Source organism: Mucilaginibacter sp. UYCu711 (assembly GCF_050433825.1).
Taxonomy (GTDB): Bacteria; Bacteroidota; Bacteroidia; order Sphingobacteriales; family Sphingobacteriaceae; genus Mucilaginibacter.
Map to the genome: position 1 here is coordinate 143,226 of NZ_JBNPWM010000008.1, position 20,337 is coordinate 163,562.

General features: G+C 43.8%; 16 protein-coding genes. 11 read left to right on the top strand and 5 right to left on the bottom strand.

The window, feature by feature from the left end; all coding sequences use genetic code 11:
• The first annotated feature begins 121 nt into the window (after positions 1 to 121).
• Entirely contained in the window at positions 122 to 2,857 is a 2,736-nt protein-coding gene (locus ABIB50_RS17745) for a PQQ-dependent sugar dehydrogenase (RefSeq protein ID WP_429381815.1), read from the top strand.
• Positions 2,858 to 2,983: 126 nt separating this feature from the next.
• On the opposite strand, the gene ABIB50_RS17750 is transcribed toward ABIB50_RS17745, so the two are convergent.
• The gene (locus ABIB50_RS17750; protein ID WP_429381817.1) at positions 2,984 to 3,331 is read right to left on the bottom strand and encodes a hypothetical protein; all 348 of its coding nucleotides are present in this window, start codon (positions 3,329 to 3,331) and stop codon (positions 2,984 to 2,986) included.
• Positions 3,332 to 3,432: 101 nt separating this feature from the next.
• Between ABIB50_RS17750 and ABIB50_RS17755 the strand changes: the two genes are divergently transcribed.
• Positions 3,433 to 4,329 carry a hydroxypyruvate isomerase family protein gene (locus ABIB50_RS17755; RefSeq protein ID WP_429381819.1) on the top strand — a complete coding sequence of 299 codons (897 nt, stop codon included), beginning with the start codon at positions 3,433 to 3,435 and terminating at the stop codon, positions 4,327 to 4,329.
• A gap of 73 nt (positions 4,330 to 4,402) precedes the next feature.
• On the opposite strand, the gene ABIB50_RS17760 is transcribed toward ABIB50_RS17755, so the two are convergent.
• From ABIB50_RS17760 to ABIB50_RS17770, 3 genes are all read right to left on the bottom strand, one after another.
• The gene (locus ABIB50_RS17760) at positions 4,403 to 4,810 is read right to left on the bottom strand and encodes a hypothetical protein (protein WP_429381821.1); all 408 of its coding nucleotides are present in this window, start codon (positions 4,808 to 4,810) and stop codon (positions 4,403 to 4,405) included.
• Positions 4,811 to 4,893: 83 nt separating this feature from the next.
• Positions 4,894 to 7,446 (bottom strand): beta-galactosidase, encoded by a 2,553-nt coding sequence (locus ABIB50_RS17765; protein ID WP_429381823.1) that lies wholly within the window; start codon positions 7,444 to 7,446, stop codon positions 4,894 to 4,896.
• Between the two features lie 81 nt (positions 7,447 to 7,527).
• The gene (locus tag ABIB50_RS17770; RefSeq protein WP_429381825.1) at positions 7,528 to 9,048 is read right to left on the bottom strand and encodes a Gfo/Idh/MocA family oxidoreductase; all 1,521 of its coding nucleotides are present in this window, start codon (positions 9,046 to 9,048) and stop codon (positions 7,528 to 7,530) included.
• 384 nt (positions 9,049 to 9,432) lie between these two features.
• Between ABIB50_RS17770 and ABIB50_RS17775 the strand changes: the two genes are divergently transcribed.
• From ABIB50_RS17775 to ABIB50_RS17815, 9 genes are all read left to right on the top strand, one after another.
• Positions 9,433 to 10,185 (top strand): ROK family protein, encoded by a 753-nt coding sequence (locus ABIB50_RS17775; protein ID WP_429381827.1) that lies wholly within the window; start codon positions 9,433 to 9,435, stop codon positions 10,183 to 10,185.
• Between the two features lie 30 nt (positions 10,186 to 10,215).
• Positions 10,216 to 12,225 (top strand): transketolase, encoded by a 2,010-nt coding sequence (gene tkt / locus ABIB50_RS17780; protein WP_429381829.1) that lies wholly within the window; start codon positions 10,216 to 10,218, stop codon positions 12,223 to 12,225.
• 74 nt (positions 12,226 to 12,299) lie between these two features.
• The gene (gene rpiA, locus ABIB50_RS17785; RefSeq protein WP_429381831.1) at positions 12,300 to 13,010 is read left to right on the top strand and encodes a ribose 5-phosphate isomerase A; all 711 of its coding nucleotides are present in this window, start codon (positions 12,300 to 12,302) and stop codon (positions 13,008 to 13,010) included.
• Between the two features lie 105 nt (positions 13,011 to 13,115).
• The gene (gene tal, locus ABIB50_RS17790) at positions 13,116 to 14,207 is read left to right on the top strand and encodes a transaldolase (protein WP_429381833.1); all 1,092 of its coding nucleotides are present in this window, start codon (positions 13,116 to 13,118) and stop codon (positions 14,205 to 14,207) included.
• Between the two features lie 7 nt (positions 14,208 to 14,214).
• Positions 14,215 to 14,838: an HAD family hydrolase gene (locus ABIB50_RS17795; RefSeq protein WP_429381835.1), complete on the top strand. Its 624-nt coding sequence runs from the start codon at positions 14,215 to 14,217 to the stop codon at positions 14,836 to 14,838.
• A gap of 1 nt (position 14,839) precedes the next feature.
• The gene (gene gndA / locus ABIB50_RS17800) at positions 14,840 to 16,261 is read left to right on the top strand and encodes an NADP-dependent phosphogluconate dehydrogenase (protein WP_429381837.1); all 1,422 of its coding nucleotides are present in this window, start codon (positions 14,840 to 14,842) and stop codon (positions 16,259 to 16,261) included.
• Positions 16,262 to 16,285: 24 nt separating this feature from the next.
• On the top strand, positions 16,286 to 17,803 hold the full coding sequence (gene zwf, locus ABIB50_RS17805; protein ID WP_429381839.1) for a glucose-6-phosphate dehydrogenase: 1,518 nt from the start codon (positions 16,286 to 16,288) through the stop codon (positions 17,801 to 17,803).
• 118 nt (positions 17,804 to 17,921) lie between these two features.
• On the top strand, positions 17,922 to 18,653 hold the full coding sequence (gene pgl, locus ABIB50_RS17810; RefSeq protein WP_429381841.1) for a 6-phosphogluconolactonase: 732 nt from the start codon (positions 17,922 to 17,924) through the stop codon (positions 18,651 to 18,653).
• Positions 18,654 to 18,841: 188 nt separating this feature from the next.
• Positions 18,842 to 19,339, top strand: a complete 498-nt coding sequence (locus ABIB50_RS17815) for a DUF6265 family protein (RefSeq protein WP_429381843.1) — start codon at positions 18,842 to 18,844, stop codon at positions 19,337 to 19,339.
• A gap of 131 nt (positions 19,340 to 19,470) precedes the next feature.
• Here ABIB50_RS17815 and ABIB50_RS17820 read toward each other — a convergent pair whose 3' ends face one another.
• Positions 19,471 to 20,277, bottom strand: coding sequence for a hypothetical protein (locus ABIB50_RS17820; RefSeq protein WP_429381845.1), 807 nt, complete (start codon positions 20,275 to 20,277; stop codon positions 19,471 to 19,473).
• Between the last annotated feature and the right edge of the window lie 60 nt (positions 20,278 to 20,337).

Consider the following 20,337-nt stretch of genomic DNA (forward strand, 5'->3'; position numbering starts at 1 on the left):
TACTTCCCCTCTCCATAACATTTTCCTTACAAACCCCCTTTAACCAATATCCGCTGTAAATAAGCGTTGATGGGTTACGGCGCAATTACTATATTTACCGCCCGTATAATCCATTAAAATTATGTTTAGCAATAAGCTCCTATTTAAAATATCCGCTATACTTCTATTCCTGGTCGCCGCGTTTTCATACGCCTTTATGTTGGACGACCCGAAAAAGCCCGACGAGAGCCGCTTTACCGCGGTAACGCTTACCCGCCCCGGCGAGCTGGACGAGCCTAACACCTTCGAAGTATTGAGCGATGGCCGCGTACTGATAAGCGAGCGTAAGGGCGCTATCAAACTATTTGACCCGTTGACCAAGCTGGTAAAGACTATTGCCACGCTGCCGGTTAACACCAAGTACACCAGTGCCACAGGCAAAGTTACCGAGGCCGAAGAAGGTTTGATGGGTTTAACTGTAGACCCCGACTTTAATAAAAATCATTTCATCTATACATTCTACGCTCCGCTTACCGAGAAAAAATGGAAGCTTACCCGCTGGAAATTTGAGAACGACGCTTTAGTTGCCGGCTCGGAAAAAGTATTGCTTGAGTTTGCTACCCAACGCGAGGTATGCTGCCATACCGGCGGCGGCATGACCTGGGACGCCAAGCACGACCTTTACCTTACTGTAGGTAACAATACAGCTTCGTTATTATCGGCGTCAACCGATGAGAACCCCGGCAAAGAAAGCCGCGATGATCAGCGTGGTACGGCAAACACCAACAGTTTATTAGGTAAGATACTACGCATCCACCCGGAAGCAAACGGCACTTACTCTATCCCGGCAGGTAATCTGTTCCCGAAAGGAACACCACAAACCCGCCCCGAAATTTATACCATGGGCCACCGTAACCCGTGGAGACCATCAATCGACAGCAAAACCGGTTGGTTATATTGGGGTGATATCGGCCCGGACGCTACCGATGATACAGAGCAAAGTCCGCGTGGTTATGATGAATTGAACCAGGCCCGCAAACCGGGTTTCTTCGGCTGGCCATACTTTGTGGGCCCTAATGCAGCGGTACCTGTATTTAACTATGTTGATGGCGAATTGGGCGAGAAAAAAGACCCTTTGAAGCCTATCAATAAATCGGTTAACAATACCGGGTTAAAAGAATTACCGCCGGTTGCACCAGCGTTTATTTATTACCCTTACGCGGTGTCGGCCGAGTTCCCGTTAGTGGGCAGCGGCAGCCGCAGCTCAGTTGGCGGCCCTATTTATCACCGTGCAGATCGCCCATTGGCCAAACGCCCCTGGCCCGCTTATTACGAAGGCAAATGGCTGGCAACAGACCTTGCCCGCGGCTGGATAATGGCCATAGGCATGAAAGCTAACGGCGATTACAAAGACATGGAGCAGGTAGTACCTGCTTACCACCCAATAGAGCCTATCGACATTAAATTTGGCCCTGATGGCGACCTTTACGTGTTGGAATATGGCAGTGTTTGGTTCGGCAAGAGCGATAACGCTAAACTGGTACGTATTGAGTACAATGCCGGCAACCGTAAACCAACCGTTATGGCTGCCACCAATGTACAGGGTGGTACCATCCCGCTTAAAATCACCCTATCATCTGCCGGCACCAGCGATGCTGACGGCGATGCTTTAAAATACAGCTGGAAAGTTACTACAACAGGTACCCCTGCTAAATTATACCCTACCGCCAACCCGGCCATCACCTTAACCAAAGCCGGCGTTTATATGGCTACGTTAACTGTTACCGATGCCAAAGGAGCAAGCAACAGCAAATCGGTTAAAATTATCGCGGGTAACGAGGCCCCGGCAGTTAATGTGGACCTGAGCGGTAACCGTTCGTTCTACTTTAATGACAAACCGCTGGGTTATAATGTTACTGTTACAGACAAAGAGGATGGCAGCCTGGTGGCAGGTACTATCCCGGCCGCACAGGTGTCCATGAGTGTTAACTATACGTCCGAAGGATTTGATTATGTGCAGGTGGCACAGGAGCAAAGCAGCGTTGATGCTTCAACCCAGTTTGCGGTTGCCAAAGCATTAATGGCCAGCTCTGATTGCAAAAACTGCCATAGCGTTAAAGACGTAAACATTGCCCCAAGCTTTACAGATATAGCCAATAAATATAAAGGTAACGATACCGAGATTGAGCGCCTGGCACATGCCATACATGGCGGTACCGGCGGCCGTTGGAACAAGCCTATCGCTATGCCGGCCCACCCCGCAATTTCGATAGCCGATGCACATACTATTGTAAATTACATTATGAATGTAAGCAACAATAACATTAACACCATGCCGGTAAAAGGTGCGTTTACGCCTAAAGCTGTTGCTGATGATAACAACAACGGCAGCTATATCATTCGTGCTGCCTATACAGACAAGGGTAATAAAAACATCCCAAAACAAACTTCAACTTCAACCATCATACTGCATAACCCTACTGTAATTGCCGCTACCGCGCCGATAATTAAGAACGCCTTCGTTAAAGTAAATAACCTTGACGGGTCGACCAACATTATAGGCCGTCAGAATGGTTACGTTGCATTTAAACAAATAGACCTTACAGGTATCAAACAGGTACAATTATCCGGCTACGCGACGGCATTAGAGAACAACCCGGGCGGCACCATTGAAGTACACATCGACAGCCCAACCGGCGCCCTGTTAGGCAAAGGCCAATTTGAGCAAACAGCAATTAAACCAAAAACACAAAACTGGGTAAAAACACCGCTTGCCGAAACTGTAGGCATGCATGACATTTACTTTGTGTTTAAAAACGATAAAGCCAAAGCGATAGACCCGTTGGTAATATTTAACTCGGTTAAGTTTGAGGAATAGGCCCCTCCCAAACCCTCCCCGGAAGGGAGGGCTGTAACAAAAAAGGTATTGCTATGCAATACCTTTTTTGTTTTATATATAAGTGACAACTTAAAGTCTCCCCTACCGGGGGAGATTTAGAGGGGGCTACTTCACCCTCTTCAACGTCCCGCTAAAATTCATGCCCTGGAAAACTATGGTAACCAGCATTTTATCGCCATCAATTTTTCCTTTAACTGCTGATACGGCAAAGCCGTTATAAGTAAATGGCTTAAACAGGATATCGTTACCTTTTATAACGCCGTCTTTTAGGGGGATATCGCCTATTTCGGTATTAACGATACCGTTTACTTTGCCGTTATCTTCCTTCATATTTACGGTAACATCATATAGCAGGGCAATTGTGCCTGCCCATTTTCCGCCCGCACCTTCGGCATAACATATAGCCGAAGCCATCAATACCACCATCACCGATAAAATAGCCCACTTCTTCATTTTTGTACTTTTTATAATAATAGACAATATTAACACATTGAAGTTTAATGTATTAATATTTTTATACAATCTAAATCAAAAAAGCGTAATTTTAATTCATTATGAGAACATCACAAAACCGCAGATCAGCAATAAAAAATATTATAGCCGGCACCGGGGCAGTAGCCGCCGCCGGCACATTGTCTGCTTTTAAATCGCCTGAAAAAAAACAAATGCCTTATCAATTAAAAGGAAACATTAACCACTCAGTGTGCCGCTGGTGTTTCGGCAATATAGACCTGGATACGCTTTGCGGTGCAGCCGCAGGAATGGGAATGAAAGCCATTGACCTGATAGGCCCCGACGAATGGGAAATTGCCAAAAAACATGGCCTGTTTTCGTCGATGTGTAATGGCCCGGGTGTGGCTATTACTAATGGATTTAACGACCTTAAAAGACACGACAGCCTGGTGGCCAGCTACAGCGACCTGATACCAAAAGTTGCATCAGCAGGCTACAAAAACCTGATATGCTTTAGCGGCAACCGCGAAGGCAAGGATGATGTTACCGGTATGGACAACTGCGTTATTGGTTTGAAAAGATTATTACCCCTTGCTGAACAACATGGTGTTATTCTTTGCATGGAACTATTAAACAGCAAGGTTAACCACCACGATTACCAATGCGACCGAACCGACTGGGGCGTTGCGCTTTGCAAAAAATTAGGTTCAGAGAATTTTAAACTGCTGTATGATATCTACCATATGCAGATAGATGAGGGCGATGTGATTGCTACCATCAAGAAAAACCACCAGTACCTGGCGCATTACCACGTTGCCGGTGTACCGGGCCGCCACGAACCGGATGATACACAGGAGTTATTCTACCCCGCCATCATCAAAGCCATTAAAGATACCGGCTTTAAAGGCTACGTAGCGCAAGAGTATCTGCCGATAGTAAAAGACCAGGACGCGCAAATAGCATCGTTAAAAGCGTCAATGACGATTTGCGATGTGTAAACGTTAAAACATAACCCACAAAAAAAGCCCTTCCGGATATCCGGAAGGGCTTTTAAATATCATACGGCTAAAATTATTTAGCAGCCGGTTGGCGTAATGTTATTTTAACAGGTGAGTTATTGAAAGTAGTGGTTAATACCAATTTGCCCTCAGCAATAGTACCTTTGTAAACTACAGGTTTACCATTAAAAGTAGTGGTGAATTGAATATTATCACCATCAACTTTACCTTCGGTAATTTTATTTTTGCCCATTTGAGCAGCCACAAACGGTGTATAACCAGCTTCGTCAGGGTTTTCTGATTTAGGATTATTATCAACCAAAGCAAACTCGCCGGTTAATGTTTTACCTTCTGTTTTAAGGGTAAGCGAAATGTTATAAGTTCCTTCAACAAGGCCTTTCCACACGCCATCAGCAGATGCTGCTAAGGCAATCGTAACTACTGTAAGTACTAAAACCAGTGATAATAATATCTTTTTCATTTTTTTAATTTAGTTTATTTTCTGTTTTTAAATCGATTACAAATTTATAAAATATAAACAAAACTTACTGTAACAGTTTCGTTTTAAAAGTCTAACGTTTGTACATCCCTGCTGGCCACCTGTTCGGCTTCTATCCTCACATCCTTTGGCGACACACCATTTTCGTCATAAATAACGATGGTGTTAGCGCCCGGTTTTAACCAGCATTCGGGAATATACATCCCGTTTATTTTTATTTTTTCGGGATATCGCCCCAAATTGTGCCCGTTAACCCATACTGAGCCGTAACTTAAGCTTGTAGTATTAACGCGCCATATAGCATAAGATTGTTTTGAGAGCGGAAGGTTTAACGTAGCGCGATATAAATAGGGCACCCTTGCCGTTTTAACAGGTGGACTTTTCCAGCCCGTTAACGGATGCGGATCGATTATACCGCCTTTCAGTCCCCAGCCTTTTAGGTGGATTACCGGCCCTTTGCCATTTGCCTTTTGCAAAGTTACCGGCCCCGACAGGCCTTTAACATCAAGCGTATCTATCCGGCCTATCTTAAATATTAATTTATTACGCCCATTGTGCGCCGTATATAATACAAGCGCATTGATTCCCTTTTTTAAATAAAGCGGCTGATCTTTATTAAATACTTCACCTGTATCAATTCGTTTTTCATTTAAAAATAATGCCGCTCTGTCGCTTACGTTAGTGAAATGTACTATGTAGCTCCCCGTTTCCTTAACCTGGAAAGCATGGCTATACCAGGCATAGGCAGATACATCACCATCTGCACCCATTTGTTGAGGGTCATCGGTTACCAGCGATTCGATATAATTAACCCTGGGATGCAATGGCCATGCCGCTTCTTTTGCCTGCCACGGGCCCGGATTAACCTCAACCATACGCTTTATCATTTTAACCGGCGCGGCTGGTTGCATAACTGATCCTACCGGTTTAAATATCCACGTAGGGTAAGTATTATGGGTAAACCATGGCTCCTCGGTAACCAGGCTTAATTTATTGTCTTTGCTGATCAGATCAGCAGCATAATCAGGGCCAATTATAATATGGTTTTGCCCGTTTGCTTCTGCAAACCAGGTGCGGGTTGCCAGTTCATCGTTCACTACAATGATTTTAACATCCGCAAAACTATAAGCCACAGCCGATGATGTTATATCAGTATGAAAATTCAACAAGCCATCAACCAGCTTAAAATTAGCCGGCGCCGCTTTTGCATCGCCTTTAATATTAAAATATAGCTGCGCTGTTGTCCCGGCTACTCCATATACCACTAAAGTTGTTGTTTTTCCTTGCGGGATAATGCTATATATTTTTGTCGGTGCCCAAACCAATTTAACCTGTGGCGTTAACTGGTAGTCCTGCACCAACGGCATGATCTCGCCAGCAGCCAGTTTAATTTCTGTCGATGTCCTTACCGGCACATTTGCAGGTAATGTAAATTTAAACTTGTGCGCTATGCTATCCGCATTATCCAAAAATGAAATACTGCCCGTCGGGCTTTTGCGTACCGTCACTCTTATGTTAGTGTCGGATACTAAGGGTTTATTGTTTTGCTCATCCAGGCTATTCTCTAACACACTTTGAAAACTCTGCGCAAACCAATTGGCCCTTTTAAAAGCGTAATATATTGGCCGCAGATCGCCGGCCTGGCCAACGGCTGCGCCATAGTCGTACGATGCCGCGTTATCTTTATCATTAAAATATTCAAAGTTACTGCCGCCATGAGCCATATAAACATTGTAACCATTGGCCCCATGGGCCAGCATTTTCCAGGTGCGGCGGTCGTACAACGTCGAGTCCAGTTCCTGCGGGCCGTAATTTAAAAACCATACGCCCCAATACTCCGGGCAAAACCAAGGATTGGGCCGTGCCGGATCATCTAAGCTGGTAAAATCACCGGATGGGTCATTGCCCGAATGTAATCCACTAAAATAATAAGGTACCTGCAAACCCAGCCCTACCGTTTTATTCTGTAACTGCTTAAAGTAATTGTTAGGAATAATAGTTCCCCATCCTGCCCGATGCTCGTTCTCTAACTGCACCATAATTACGGCGCCACCATGATTTATTTGATTTTTGGTGACGATGGGGATTAGCTTGTCAAAAAAATGATCGACGGCAGACAGGAATTGCGGATTATCTTCTCGCACGCGCAAGCCCGGCTTAAACTTTAGCCATATAGGATAGCCTCCCATGCTCCACTCGCCGCATACATAAGGACCCACACGCACAATAGCGTACATGCCCATACTTTTTATCAGCTGCAAATAAGCATTAAGGTCATGATCGCCGGCGAAGTTGAATTTACCCTCGTTAGGTTCGTGGAAGTTCCAGAAAGTATACATTTCAATGGTGTTGAAACCGGCGCGTTTTAAGCGTAACAAACGGTCGCGCCATAAGCCGCGTGGCACCCGGGCATATTCCATACTGGCCGAGGTAATAAAAGTGCGCTTACCATTAATTAAGAAACCACGGGCGTCATAATTTATAAAAGGTTTTGCAGCAATGGCCGATGGAAATATATGGTCGTTACGTGTTGGTGTACCTGTGCCGGGTTGGGCACTGGCAAACGTCACAGTTATCAATAGAAAAATACAGAACAGAAAAGCGCCTTTAAATGTCATGCTGCAAATCTAAACATCTCAAAAACAAAAAAGGAGGCACCTGTAAACAAGTGCCTCCTTTAATATTTATAGCGGTGTTAATTATATACCGCTAAGTTTCCAACCGTCTCTGTAATCGCGTTTAACAAACTGGTTAACCTCATCAACGTTGGTTACCTTAAGATTAGCCGCGTCGTAGTTAAGGTTAACGTAACGTGCAGGGAATTGCTGACCGCCACGACGTCTTCCGCCGGTTGCAGCAGCGTCAGTAGTTACTTCAGCAGCTTTCGGTACGTTAACACCCCTGATAGCTAAGTTACACATCAACATTGCTTCGGTTAATAAACCTGCTTCCTCAAACGGAGAGCTGGTTTGCATGTTGCCGTAGCCTGCCAAACAAGCTTCAACCCATTGTGCATAGTGCCCTTCGGTACTGTTTTTAACACGGGCAAGTTTTTGAGGTACGTTAATGTCGTCCATTCTTGAAACAGGTAATAAACGAGCTCTAAGTGCATAGCAGCCGGCAGTCATTTTACCTTTTGTACCAATAAATAACATACCACCATCGCCTTGGCCCCATGGTTCAGACGGATCTAACTCAACCGGGCGTGGAGGAATGATACCACCATCCATCCAGTGTACACGTACAGGTCCGCTGGTTTTAGGTGTTTTAGGGAAAGTCATAACAGTATAGTTAGAAGCAGGTCCGGTCTCTAACGAGCCGCCGCCGGCTATACTGGTTTGTACCGATGATACATACTGTAAGCCTAATACTTTCATTGGGCCGTGCAGAATGTGTGCACCCATATCACCTAATACGCCGGTTCCGTAATCCCACCAGCCTCTCCAGTTAAATGGCAATACTTTTACGCCACCTGGCTGGTCTGTACCTATAGGGAATGGTCTTTCTTTAGCCGGCCCTTGCCATAAGTCCCAGTTTAAGGTACTTGGCGGAGTAGTTGATTGTGTAGGCCATTTTAAACCTTGCGGGGTGTTAGCCTGCCAGTTACCTTGAGGCCATACCGGGCGATTAGTCCAGCAATATACTTCTGTAACATCACCAATTAATCCGGCATCATACCATTCTATCATGCTCCTAAGGTCATCAGTTGATGAGCCCTGGTTGCCCATTTGGCTAACTACTTTGTATTTTTTTGCCATGGCCGCCATTGTACGTGCTTCGTACACGTCATGCGCCATAGGTTTTTGCACATAAACGTGTTTTTTCATTGCCATTGCGGCCGTAGCAATTACTGCGTGGGTATTATCGGGCGTAGCGCAATGTACAGCATCAAAGTTTTTATGTTCTTTATCAAACATTTCTCTGAAATCCACATAGCGTTTGGCGTCAGGGTATCTTGCAAACATACCTGCTGCATAATCCGCGTCAACATCGCACAAGAACGCTGGTTTAGCTTTACCGCTTTTAACAAAAGCTGCATTATCGCTTTGGCCTTTACCACCCAAACCCACACTGGCATAATACAGCGTATCGCTTGGCGCCCTGTAGCCCTTGCCTAATACAAAGCGCGGCACTATTGTAAAGCCTGCAGCTGCGAGAGCACTTGTTTTCACAAAATCTTTGCGTGAAATGGTGCTTCCCTTTTCTTCATTCTCTTTCATTTTATTAGTTTTAATAGTTGGTTTTATGATGATATAATATTAAAAATTCGGAATAAAAACCGCTCTAAATATTGATTGGACCGGCTTGCATAGTGCTTATAATTGGTTACAACCTGCCTGCTGCTATACATAGCGGCTTAGCAAAGGTTGAAATTAGAAAATTAAAAATTAATAACTAAAAAAAACACTGCTAAAAATCGTAACATTTTTAATATACAGTTAAACAAGTATACGGCTGCACTATTAAGAACAGGTTATTTTGACGTTAAAAAGGAGAGTAAGTCTACAGTTTCTGTCGATTATATTATTATATACCTTATATTCTGACCAAAAGATTGTTATATATTACAAAATACATATTACTTTTGCCGTCCATATACAATCATGAGCGAAACATCTTCACAACTAAAAGTTCTTTCCATTGATATAGGCGGCTCGCATATAAAGGCCACGGTGTTAGATAGTAAGGGCGCACTATTAATGGAGTATAGCAAAGTGGAGACCCCACAGCCGGCTAACCCTGATAATGTAGTTAAAGCCATTAAAAAATTAGCTAAGCTCTTTTCAGGCTATAATAAGATCTCTGTTGGATTTCCCGGCTACGTGCGCGATAGCATTGTAAAAACCGCACCCAACCTGGATAACGAAGCCTGGAAAAATTTTAATTTGGGCAAAAAACTCGAAGAAGAATTAGGGTACCCGGCACGCGTTGTAAATGATGCGGATATGCAGGGCCTTGGTGTGGTAAGCGGTAAAGGGCTTGAGCTGGTGCTTACGCTGGGGACAGGTTTTGGTACTGCGGTATTATTAGATGGCAAGCTATTACCTCACCTGGAGATAGGTCAAAGTCCCATCACCCGGCATAATACTTATGATGCCTACATAGGCGATAAAGCTTTTGATGCGGAAGGCAAAAAGAAGTGGAATGAGCGGATGGAAAAGGTTTTAAAAGTTTTAAAAACCCTGTTTAACTACGACTACTTATATATAGGTGGCGGCAACGCCCGCGAGCTTACTTTTAAGCTGGATAAAAATGTAAAATTAGTAACCAACCAGGACGGAATAAAAGGTGGCGCAAGGCTATGGGCGGATGAAAAAACGCCTACACCGGTAGTGCCATCATCAACAATTAAGTAAATTACGAAACATCATACAAAAAAAGAGGAAATGGATTCAAAAAGTAAAAACATCGAGGAATTAGCAATTGACACAGTAAGGATATTGTCGGCAGATGCCGTACAAAAAGCTAACTCGGGCCACCCGGGTACCGCTATGGCGCTTGCGCCTGTGGGCCACGTACTTTGGAAGGAATTTATCAATTTTAATCCTAAAAACCCTGATTGGGCAAACCGCGACAGGTTCATCCTGTCTGCAGGCCACGCTTGTATTTTACAATACAGCTTTTTGCACCTGTTAGGTTATGATCTTTCTTTAGACGATATCAAGAATTTTCGTCAATTACACAGCAAAACGGCAGGCCACCCAGAGTATGGCTTGTGCCCGGGAGTTGACGTTACTACCGGCCCGTTAGGTCAGGGTTTTGCAAATGGCGTTGGTTTCGCTATCGCTCAAAAACACTTAGCCGGTTATTATAACAAACCAGGTTTCGACCTTTTCAACTACCACATTTACGCTATTTGCAGCGATGGTGATATGATGGAAGGTGTAACTTCTGAAGCAGCATCATTAGCAGGGCACTTAGAGTTGGGTAACCTTATTTATTTATATGATGACAACAAGATCTCTATTGAAGGCAGCACTGATATTGCTTTCAATGAAGATGTTGACGCACGTTTCCGCTCATATGGCTGGCATGTACAGTCGGTTGACGATGCTAACGACATCAATGCGATACAACAATGTTTAGTTAACGCTAAAGCTGAGACTCAGAAACCATCATTGATCCGCGTACGCTCGTTAATTGCTTACGGCAGCCCTAATAAATCAGGCACCGCAGGTTCGCACGGTTCGCCGCTTGGTGCTGACGAGATCAAACTGGTTAAAAAATTCTTTGGCTTTGACGAGGATAAATCATTTAACATACCTGCCGAAGTTGAAAAATACTACCATGAAATTGGCGCCCGTGGTATCGACACCGAGAAAAAATGGAACGACCTGTTCGCAAAATACAAAGCTGAATTCCCTGAACTGGCTGCCCAATACGTAGCAACTGCTAAAGACGAATTGCCAAAAGGCTGGTTAGATAAATTACCGGTATTTAAAGGATCGGACCCTAAAATGGCTACCCGCCAGGCATCAGGCAAAGTATTAAACGCTATTGCAGATAGTTTCCCTCACCTTATTGGTGGCGCGGCAGATTTGGCTCCATCAACAGAGACAACCTTAAAAAAATCAGACTCATTTACGTCAGAGAACCGTAACGGACGTAACTTCCACTTCGGTATCCGCGAGCATGCAATGGGTTCGGCTTTAAACGGTATGGCTTTAACAAAAGGTGTTAAACCTTTTGGTGCAACGTTCCTAATGTTCTCAGAATATATGCGCCCGCCAATCCGCTTAGCGGCTATCATGAAAATAAGCCCGATATTTGTTTATACTCACGATAGTATTGGCTTAGGCGAGGATGGTACAACCCACCAGCCTATCGAGCAATTGATCTCTTTACGTTCTATTCCTAATATCACAGTTATCCGCCCGGCTGATGCAAACGAAACTGCACATGCATGGCGCGTAGCTATCGAGAAAAAAGGCGGCCCTACTGTATTGGTGTTTACCCGCCAGGGCTTACCTATCCTTGATCAGGATACTTTAGGCAGCGCAAGCCAGTTAGAAAAAGGTGCTTACATTCTGTCTGACTCTAAAGGCACTCCTGATGTTATCTTAATGGCTACAGGTTCTGAAGTTGCTTTGATCATGGATGCTAAAGCTAAATTAGAAGCAGATGGCGTTGCTGTACGTGTGGTAAGTATGCCATCATGGGAGTTGTTTGAGAAACAAGAAGCTGCTTATAAAGAGAAAGTATTCCCTAAAGCTGTTAAAAAACGGTTGGCTGTTGAAATGGCATCGCCGCTTGGCTGGCATAAATATGTTACCGACGAAGGCGACATATTGGCTATGGAAACATTTGGCGAATCGGCTCCTGCTGAAGATTTGTATAAATTCTTCGGCTTTACGGTTGATAATGTAGTTAAGAAAGCGAAAGCTTTGTTGAAGTAATGAGTTTTGAGTGGTGAGTTTTGAGTGTAACGCTCTAACTCATCACTCAAAACCCAAAACCCATCACTCAAACAATGAACTGGCAAAGCGATATCATCAAAAACTTAAGCTGGGCGGGTACTATAACCAATAGAGCCGGCAAGCAAAAGGTGGCCGACCAGATAGTTAGCAAAATAAAAGACGGCGATGTAATTGGCGTTGGGTCTGGTTCGACAGTTTACATCACACTGTTTACCATTGCCGAGCGTATTAAAGCTGAAAAGCTTAATATACTGGCCATACCAACTTCCATCGAAATTTCAATGGCTTGCAGTAAGCTGGGGATACCCTTAACAAGTTTGTATGAGCATAAACCCAATTGGTGCTTTGATGGCGCCGATGAGGTTGACCCTCACAAAAGCCTGATAAAAGGCCGTGGCGGCGCGTTATTTAAAGAGAAGCTATTAATTAGCAGCAGCCCTTTAAACTATATTATTGTTGACGACACGAAGCTGGTTGATAAATTAGGGAGCAAATTCCCGGTACCTGTCGAGGTTTTCCCTACGGCACTACTACATGTAGAGGATGCGTTAAAGGCCTTAGGCGCTACAGAAATTGCACTGAGACTGGCGGGCGGTAAAGATGGACCGGTTATCACCGAAAACGGCAACCTGCTGCTTGATGTTAAGTTTCATGAAATAGACAAGGATATGGAGCGCAAGATAAAAGCCATAACCGGCGTAATTGAAAGCGGCCTGTTTATTAATTATAATATAGAAGTTTTAGTAGCGGCAAACGAAGGTTAATAGTAATATTGCATGACAATTAAGCCAATAGGTGGTACACTTATTGACGCCTAAAAGGCAACTGACACACGTAAAAAATAGAAATTGATATTAAAATAAATAATAATGGAAACTAATAAAGTAAAACAAATACACAGCTTTGGTCAAAGCATCTGGCTTGATTTTATTGATCGTGCATTTATTGGCAATGGTAAATTGAAAGCTTTAATTGATGATGACGGTATCAGGGGGGTAACCTCAAACCCGGCAATTTTTGAGAAAGCTATTAGCAGCAGCGATATGTATGATGCTGATATTGCTTCTTTATCAAAAGGCGACAAAACCAACGAGGAGATCTTCTTTGGCCTTGCTATAAAAGATATCCAGGATGCTTGTGATTTGTTTAAAGGTTTATATACTGAAAGCAACAAAGGCGATGGCTATGTAAGTTTAGAAGTTTCTCCGTTTTTAGCTTTAAAAGGCGCCGAAACTTTCGAGCAGGCAAAACTGCTTTGGAAACAAGTTGACCGCGAAAACGTAATGATCAAGATCCCGGGTACACAACCTGGTTTAGATGCTATCCGCAAATCTATCGCTCAAGGTATCAATATCAACGTTACTTTATTATTTGGCTTGCCACGTTACGAAGAAGTTGCTTTGGCTTACATTGCAGGTTTAGAAGATCACTTAGCAGCAGGTCACGAAATTTCACACATCCACTCGGTAGCCAGCTTCTTCCTTAGCCGTATTGATGTTTTGATCGACCCGATATTAGACGAAAAAGGCTTAGGCGAGTACAAAGGCGAAGTTGCCATAGCATCTGCCAAAAAAGCATACGAAATATACAAACGCGTATTCAGCGGCGAGCGTTGGGAAAAATTAGCGGCTAAAGGTGCTAATCCTCAGCGTTTACTATGGGCAAGTACCAGCAGCAAAAACCCTGCATTTAAAGACACCAAATATGTTGAGGCTTTAATAGGTTCTGACACCGTTGATACCGTTCCGTTGGAAACTATCGTTGCTTTCCGCGACCATGGTGTTGCTGCTAATACTTTGGAGCAAGGCCTGGACAAAGCAACTGAGATCTTAGACAAGGTTAAAGCTGCCGGTATTAATATCGATAAATTGACCCAGCAATTAGAGGACGAAGGCGTTGAGAAATTTAATGCTCCTTTCGAAAAACTATTACAATCAATAGAAGATAACAAAGGCAAATAATTGGTAGATGGAAGCCAACAACTTTAAAATTCTTTTCTTTGACATTGGCGGTGTATTGCTCAGCAATGGCTGGGGGCATGAGTCGCGCAAGAAAGCTGCAGAGAAATTCGGGCTGGACTATGACGAAGTAAATGCCCTGCACAATTTCATCTTTAACGTATATGAAATTGGCAGTATAACATTGGACGAATACCTGGACACAGTTATTTTCAACCATCCCCGCGATTTTACAAGGGAGGATTTTAAGGAGTTTGTTTACCGGCAATCGGTAGAGCTACCTACGCTTAAGTGGTTAAAAGAATGGAAGAAAGATTGCGGTTTCCGCATTATCTCCATAAACAACGAGGGCAAGGAATTGAATGATTACCGGGTGAAGAAGTTTAAGCTACATGATTTTTTTGATGCGTTTGTGTCATCATGCGAGGTTAAAATGCGCAAGCCCGATCCGGGGATATGGCAACTGGCCCTGGGCATTGCCCAGGTACAGCCTAACCAATGTGTTTATTTTGACGACCGCATCATGTTTGTTAACGCGGCGCAAAAGCTGGGCATCAAGTCGTTTTTACATACCGACCTTGAATCGACCAAACAAATATTACAACAACTAAAAGAGGAAAATCACAACAAATAATATGAGCACACCAACAAAATACGATTTCGGCATGATAGGCCTTGGCGTAATGGGCCGCAGCCTTTTATTAAACATGGGCGACCATGGCGTAAAAGGTGCCGGATTTGACAAAGATGCCAGCAAGGGCCAGGCATTGGAGCAGGAAAGCACAAATGGTAACCTGAAGGGCTTTAGCGATATAAAGGACTTTGTTGCAAGCTTAAACACGCCGCGTGCCATTATGATGTTGGTGCCTGCCGGTAAAATTGTTGATGATGTTATTGAAGAGCTTTTACCACTTGTTGATAAGGGCGACCTTATTATTGACGGTGGTAACACTTATTATACAGACACCAACCGTCGGTTTGATTACCTGAACAGTAAAGGTATCCACTTCTTCGGCATGGGTGTATCTGGTGGCGAAGAAGGTGCGCGCCGCGGCCCAAGCATGATGCCGGGTGGCGACAAAGATGCCTACAACGTTGTGAAACCTATCTTCGAAGCTATTGCGGCTAAAGTTGATGGCGAGCCTTGTGTTGCATATTGCGGTACTGGTTCGGCAGGTAACTTTGTTAAAATGGTGCACAATGGTATCGAGTACGGTGTAATGCAGTTATTGGCAGAAACCTACGAGATATTGAAAAAAGGTTTAGGCCTGGATAATCAAGCCATCGAAAAAATATTTACCGAGTGGAACGATGGTCGTTTAAAATCATTCCTGGTAGAAGTTACCCGCGACATCTTCCGTTACAATGCGCCGGGCACCAATCATTTGTTATTAGATGACATCAAAGACGAGGCCCGTGCAAAAGGTACCGGTAAATGGACCTCACAAGTAGCTATGGACCTGCAAGCTCCTATCCCAACCATTGATTCATCAGTTTCAATGCGCGATTTATCTAAATACAAAGACATGCGCGTGAAAGCCGAAGGTATTTACGGTGGTGTTGAGGGTAAATTAAATGTTGATACAGCAGCGTTTCTTAAATCATTAGAAGAAGCCTTCTACTTCAACCTGATCATCAGCTATGCACAAGGTATCCACATGTTATCGCGTGCGTCTGTCGAGTTTAACTATGGTTTAAACCTGGCCGAGATCGCTAAGATCTGGAGGGGCGGCTGTATCATCCGCTCGTTGTTCCTGCAAAATATTTATGAAGCATTTACCGCTAACCCGGGTTTAGAACATTTGTTGTTAGATAACGGTGTAGCTAACCAGGTTAAAGGATCTGTAGGTGGTGCACGCACCGTTGTATCGGCTATCACTGCTGCAGGTATCGCAGCACCATGCTACGCCGAGTCTTTAAGTTATTTCGATGCATTCCGCAGTGGCCGTATGCCATCAAACTTAATACAAGCCCAACGCGATTATTTTGGCGCGCATACTTACGAGCTTATCGGCAAAGAAGGCACGTTCCACACCCAATGGGTACCTAAAAATTAATATCACACAGAAGCATAACATAGTATGTCAACAATAAAATCAGAGCCAACCGTATTTGTAATTTTCGGTGGCACAGGCGACTTAAACGCCCGCAAATTAGCGCCGGCATTATATAACTTGTTCCTTGATGGCTATTTGCCAAAACAGTTTTCTATCATAGGCACGGGCCGGACGCAGTTAACTGATGAACAATTCAGAAAAAACTTAAACGAGGACATCAACAACTTCTCACGCAGCGGCAAAGCTGATAAAGAAAAATGGGCCGAGTTTGAAAAAAATATCTACTACCAGGTATCAGACGCTAAGGATGCCGAAACCTACAAAGAGTTTGGCAAACGCATAGAGGCGCATAACAAAGAGTGGGATACAAAAGCTAATGTAATTTATTACCTGGCTGTATCGCCTTCATTCTTCCCTATCATTACCTCAAACTTAGCAAAAGCTAAATTGACTACTGATATTGAGCGCCACCGAGTAGTAATTGAAAAACCATTTGGCCATGATTTGGAGACAGCTAAAGAACTGAACAAATTATTGGCCGGCTTATTCGACGAAAAACAGATCTATCATATCGATCACTATTTAGGTAAAGAAACCGTACAAAACATTATGGCTTTCCGTTTTGCCAACTCTATTTTAGAGCCGATATGGAACCGTAATTATATTGAGCACGTACAGATCTCGGTTACCGAGAAATTAGGTGTAGAAGATCGTGGCGATTATTATGATGGCTCTGGCGCCATGCGCGATATGATGCAAAATCATCTGTTACAATTATTGTGCTTAGTGGCTATGGAAACCCCCGTTAGTTTTAATGCTGACGAGGTGCGTAACCGCAAAGTTGATGTACTGCGTGCTATGCGTCGTTTCTCTCCGGAGGATGTGCGTATGTCTGCCGTACGTGGCCAATATGCTAAAGGCTGGATGGAAGGCAAGGAAGTGCCGGGCTATCGCGATGAGCCTAAGGTTGACCCTAACTCAAACACCGAAACTTTTGCAGCTATAAAATTCCATGTTGATAACTGGCGCTGGCAAGGCGTACCTTTTTACCTGCGTACCGGTAAAAGGCTGCACCAACAATCATCGGTTATCTCTATCCAATTTAAAGACGTGCCCCACAAGATATTCCCTACCGAAGCCGCCGAAAGCTGGCAACAAAACAGGCTGATCATCAGCATCCAGCCGGAGATGAGTATCCGTTTGCAGGTACAAGCTAAACGCCCCGGATTGGATATGGTATTAAATACTGTTGATATGGTATTTGATTATAAAGGCACCTACACCAACCAGGCACCTGAGGCTTACGAAACCCTATTGTTAGATACCATGTTAGGCGATCAAACCCTGTTTATGCGCGGCGACCAGATTGAAGCTGCGTGGGACCTGATCATGCCGATATTAGGCACCTGGACCAACAAAAAGAGCTTAAACTTCCCTAATTACGCTGCAGGCGCATGGGGCCCTGAAAGCGCAGAGGCGTTAATTGCCCGCGACGGTTATACCTGGTTCTCCTTACCGATACAGAGTGATAAGAAGAAGTAAGAAATAAATAATATACCACTGTCATTCTTCGCTATGCTCAGAATCTTGTAAGCGCGATAAGTATATCGTATAAGATTCTTCGCTATGCTCAGAATGACATTTTTAATTTAGTAATACCATGAACGTAAACATATTTAACACCCCCGACGAAGTAGTAGACGCATTAGCACAATTCTTTGTAAAAACCGCAAACGAAAGCATTGCCGCGCGCAGCAAATTCTCGGTAGCGTTATCAGGTGGCAGTTCCCCGAAGAAATTATATGAGCTTTTAGCATCAACAACTTATGCCGATAGTGTAGAATGGGCCAAAGTTTATTTCTTTTTTGGCGATGAGCGCAATGTGCCGCAAAACGACCCGGAAAGCAACTACCTGATGGCTAAAAAAGCATTATTTGAGCCTTTATATATCGACAGGGCCAACATATTCGCGGTTGATACGACGTTAACCCCAAATGAAGCCGCGCAAAAATATGCCGAGCAAATTGCCGAGTTTTTTGATGATGACGAAATGAGCTTTGACCTGGTATTGCTTGGCCTTGGTGATGATACGCACACCGCGTCATTATTCCCACATACCGAAGCGTTGCATGATATTACCCCATCTGTAAAAGCTAACTTCCTGCCCGAAAAACAGATCTACCGTATTACGATGAATGCACCGTTGATAAATGAAGCTAAAAACATTGCTTTCCTTGTTTATGGCGAGAGCAAAGCGCCCGCGGTACACAACGCACTTGAAGTTGACGAGGACATTGAAAATTATCCGGCGCAACTGATAGATTCAATAACCGGCGAAGTTTACTGGTTCCTGGATGAAGCAGCGGCAGCTGATCTGGAAGAAGAGTATTAATAAAACCATTTGTAATTCTGATAGCGAAGAATCTGCCGAGCGGCGAAAGCTTAGTTAACAGATCCTTCGCTATGCTAAGGACGACAAAAAATTGTATAAAACAAGAACGGCTCTCAAATTTGGGGAGCCGTCCTTGTTTTACATCTATCGTCAATAATACCTATCTTTAATTTACCAATTATAAAGCCATGAAATACATTTACGCAATCATCTTGTTTTTTACAGGTTTATCGCCTGTGGCTACTTTCGCCCAGGCCTCTAAAGGTTCATTTTCTGATATCAGTTTTATTGAAGGTCACTGGAAAACAACGCCGGCCGATGGCCGGGTCATAGAAGCTGTTTGGGTAGGGCCGGCCGGCGACAATATGCTGGGCTTCATGCGCATGATGAACGGCGACAAGGCCGACCTGTACGAGATATTAGCTTATGAACAGTCAGCCCAGGGGCTGGTATCGTTGGTAAAGCATTTTAAACCAGGCCTATTGGGGCAGGAGGAAAAAGACAATCCCAACAAATATCTATTTGTAGAAGCAAGCAAAGACAAGGCGATATTCCAAAACGTAGGCGGTGATCTGAGAATCCTTTATGAAAGCCGTTCTCCCAGCCAGTTTGCCATAGCCCGTGGCAGCCAGGAAAATGGCCAATGGGTTTTTAAGGATCTGTTTGTGTTTAATAAGGTAAAATAGTTCAGCTAACAAAAAGCCCTGGATATTTCGAGGCTTTTTGTTGAAATGCTGATTATTCTTTCATAATGTCAAGTCCCCTCAGGGTCTCCCAACGGGGACCCTGAGGAGGTAGGCGTTGTAAAATAGCTCATCTACACATCAATATCCATAAAATGTATCTGAAGGTAATTATAAAGATGGCCAAGCGCTTGTTTGGATAACGGCTTCCCGCCCGATAAATACTGATCCAGATCTTCTTTACTACCAATAAGCTTGATCAGATCTAAAGGATATTCAGACCCCATGCCCATTTCCCGCATTTTTAGTTTAATAACCGTTAATGGGTCCAACTTAGCGAATGGTATAAATTTATTTTCATAATGGATCAATTCCGGTATCAATTCGGCTAACGCTAAACCTTCAGGAGTAGATGGCCCGGCATCAAACATGCCGATGGCCCTTGCCAAACCGGCTTCGTATTCTTCGGTGCTTTTTAAAAGAAAATCCATAGTCTCCTTGAAAACCATCTCGGGTTCAAATAGTTGATCAGGGGTAGCTGCTTCCGGTTGCATAACCTCGCGGCCTTTTTCTGGTTTATGAAGGTCTGGAGGAGTTAACGCTACCCTGGTTACAAACTGCCCAACTTTTATGTCAGGATATAAGGCCAGTTTATTGGCCAGCTCTTTTTCGGTGTGTTCTCTATATTCATCAACAGTGCCCACCCAGTCTATGTAGGCTGTGTTAAGGAAACTGTTAATGCAATACCTGATCTTATAATTTGAGTTACCAAACTGGCTCTCGACAGTAGTAACCAGTTGTGGAGAAAATTCGCTATTATGCTTAAGCAAGCGCTTCGCTTCTCTATACGCGAATTCTTTAAGCCATACCAGGAAACTTGTTTGCACTTCCGGATGCTGCTTGATATAACTGGCTATTTTATTTCTGGCGATCAGGTACATGATTACAGGTTTAGTATCGTTACTACTAATTTAGTAAAAACGATCAACAAAAAGCCTCAC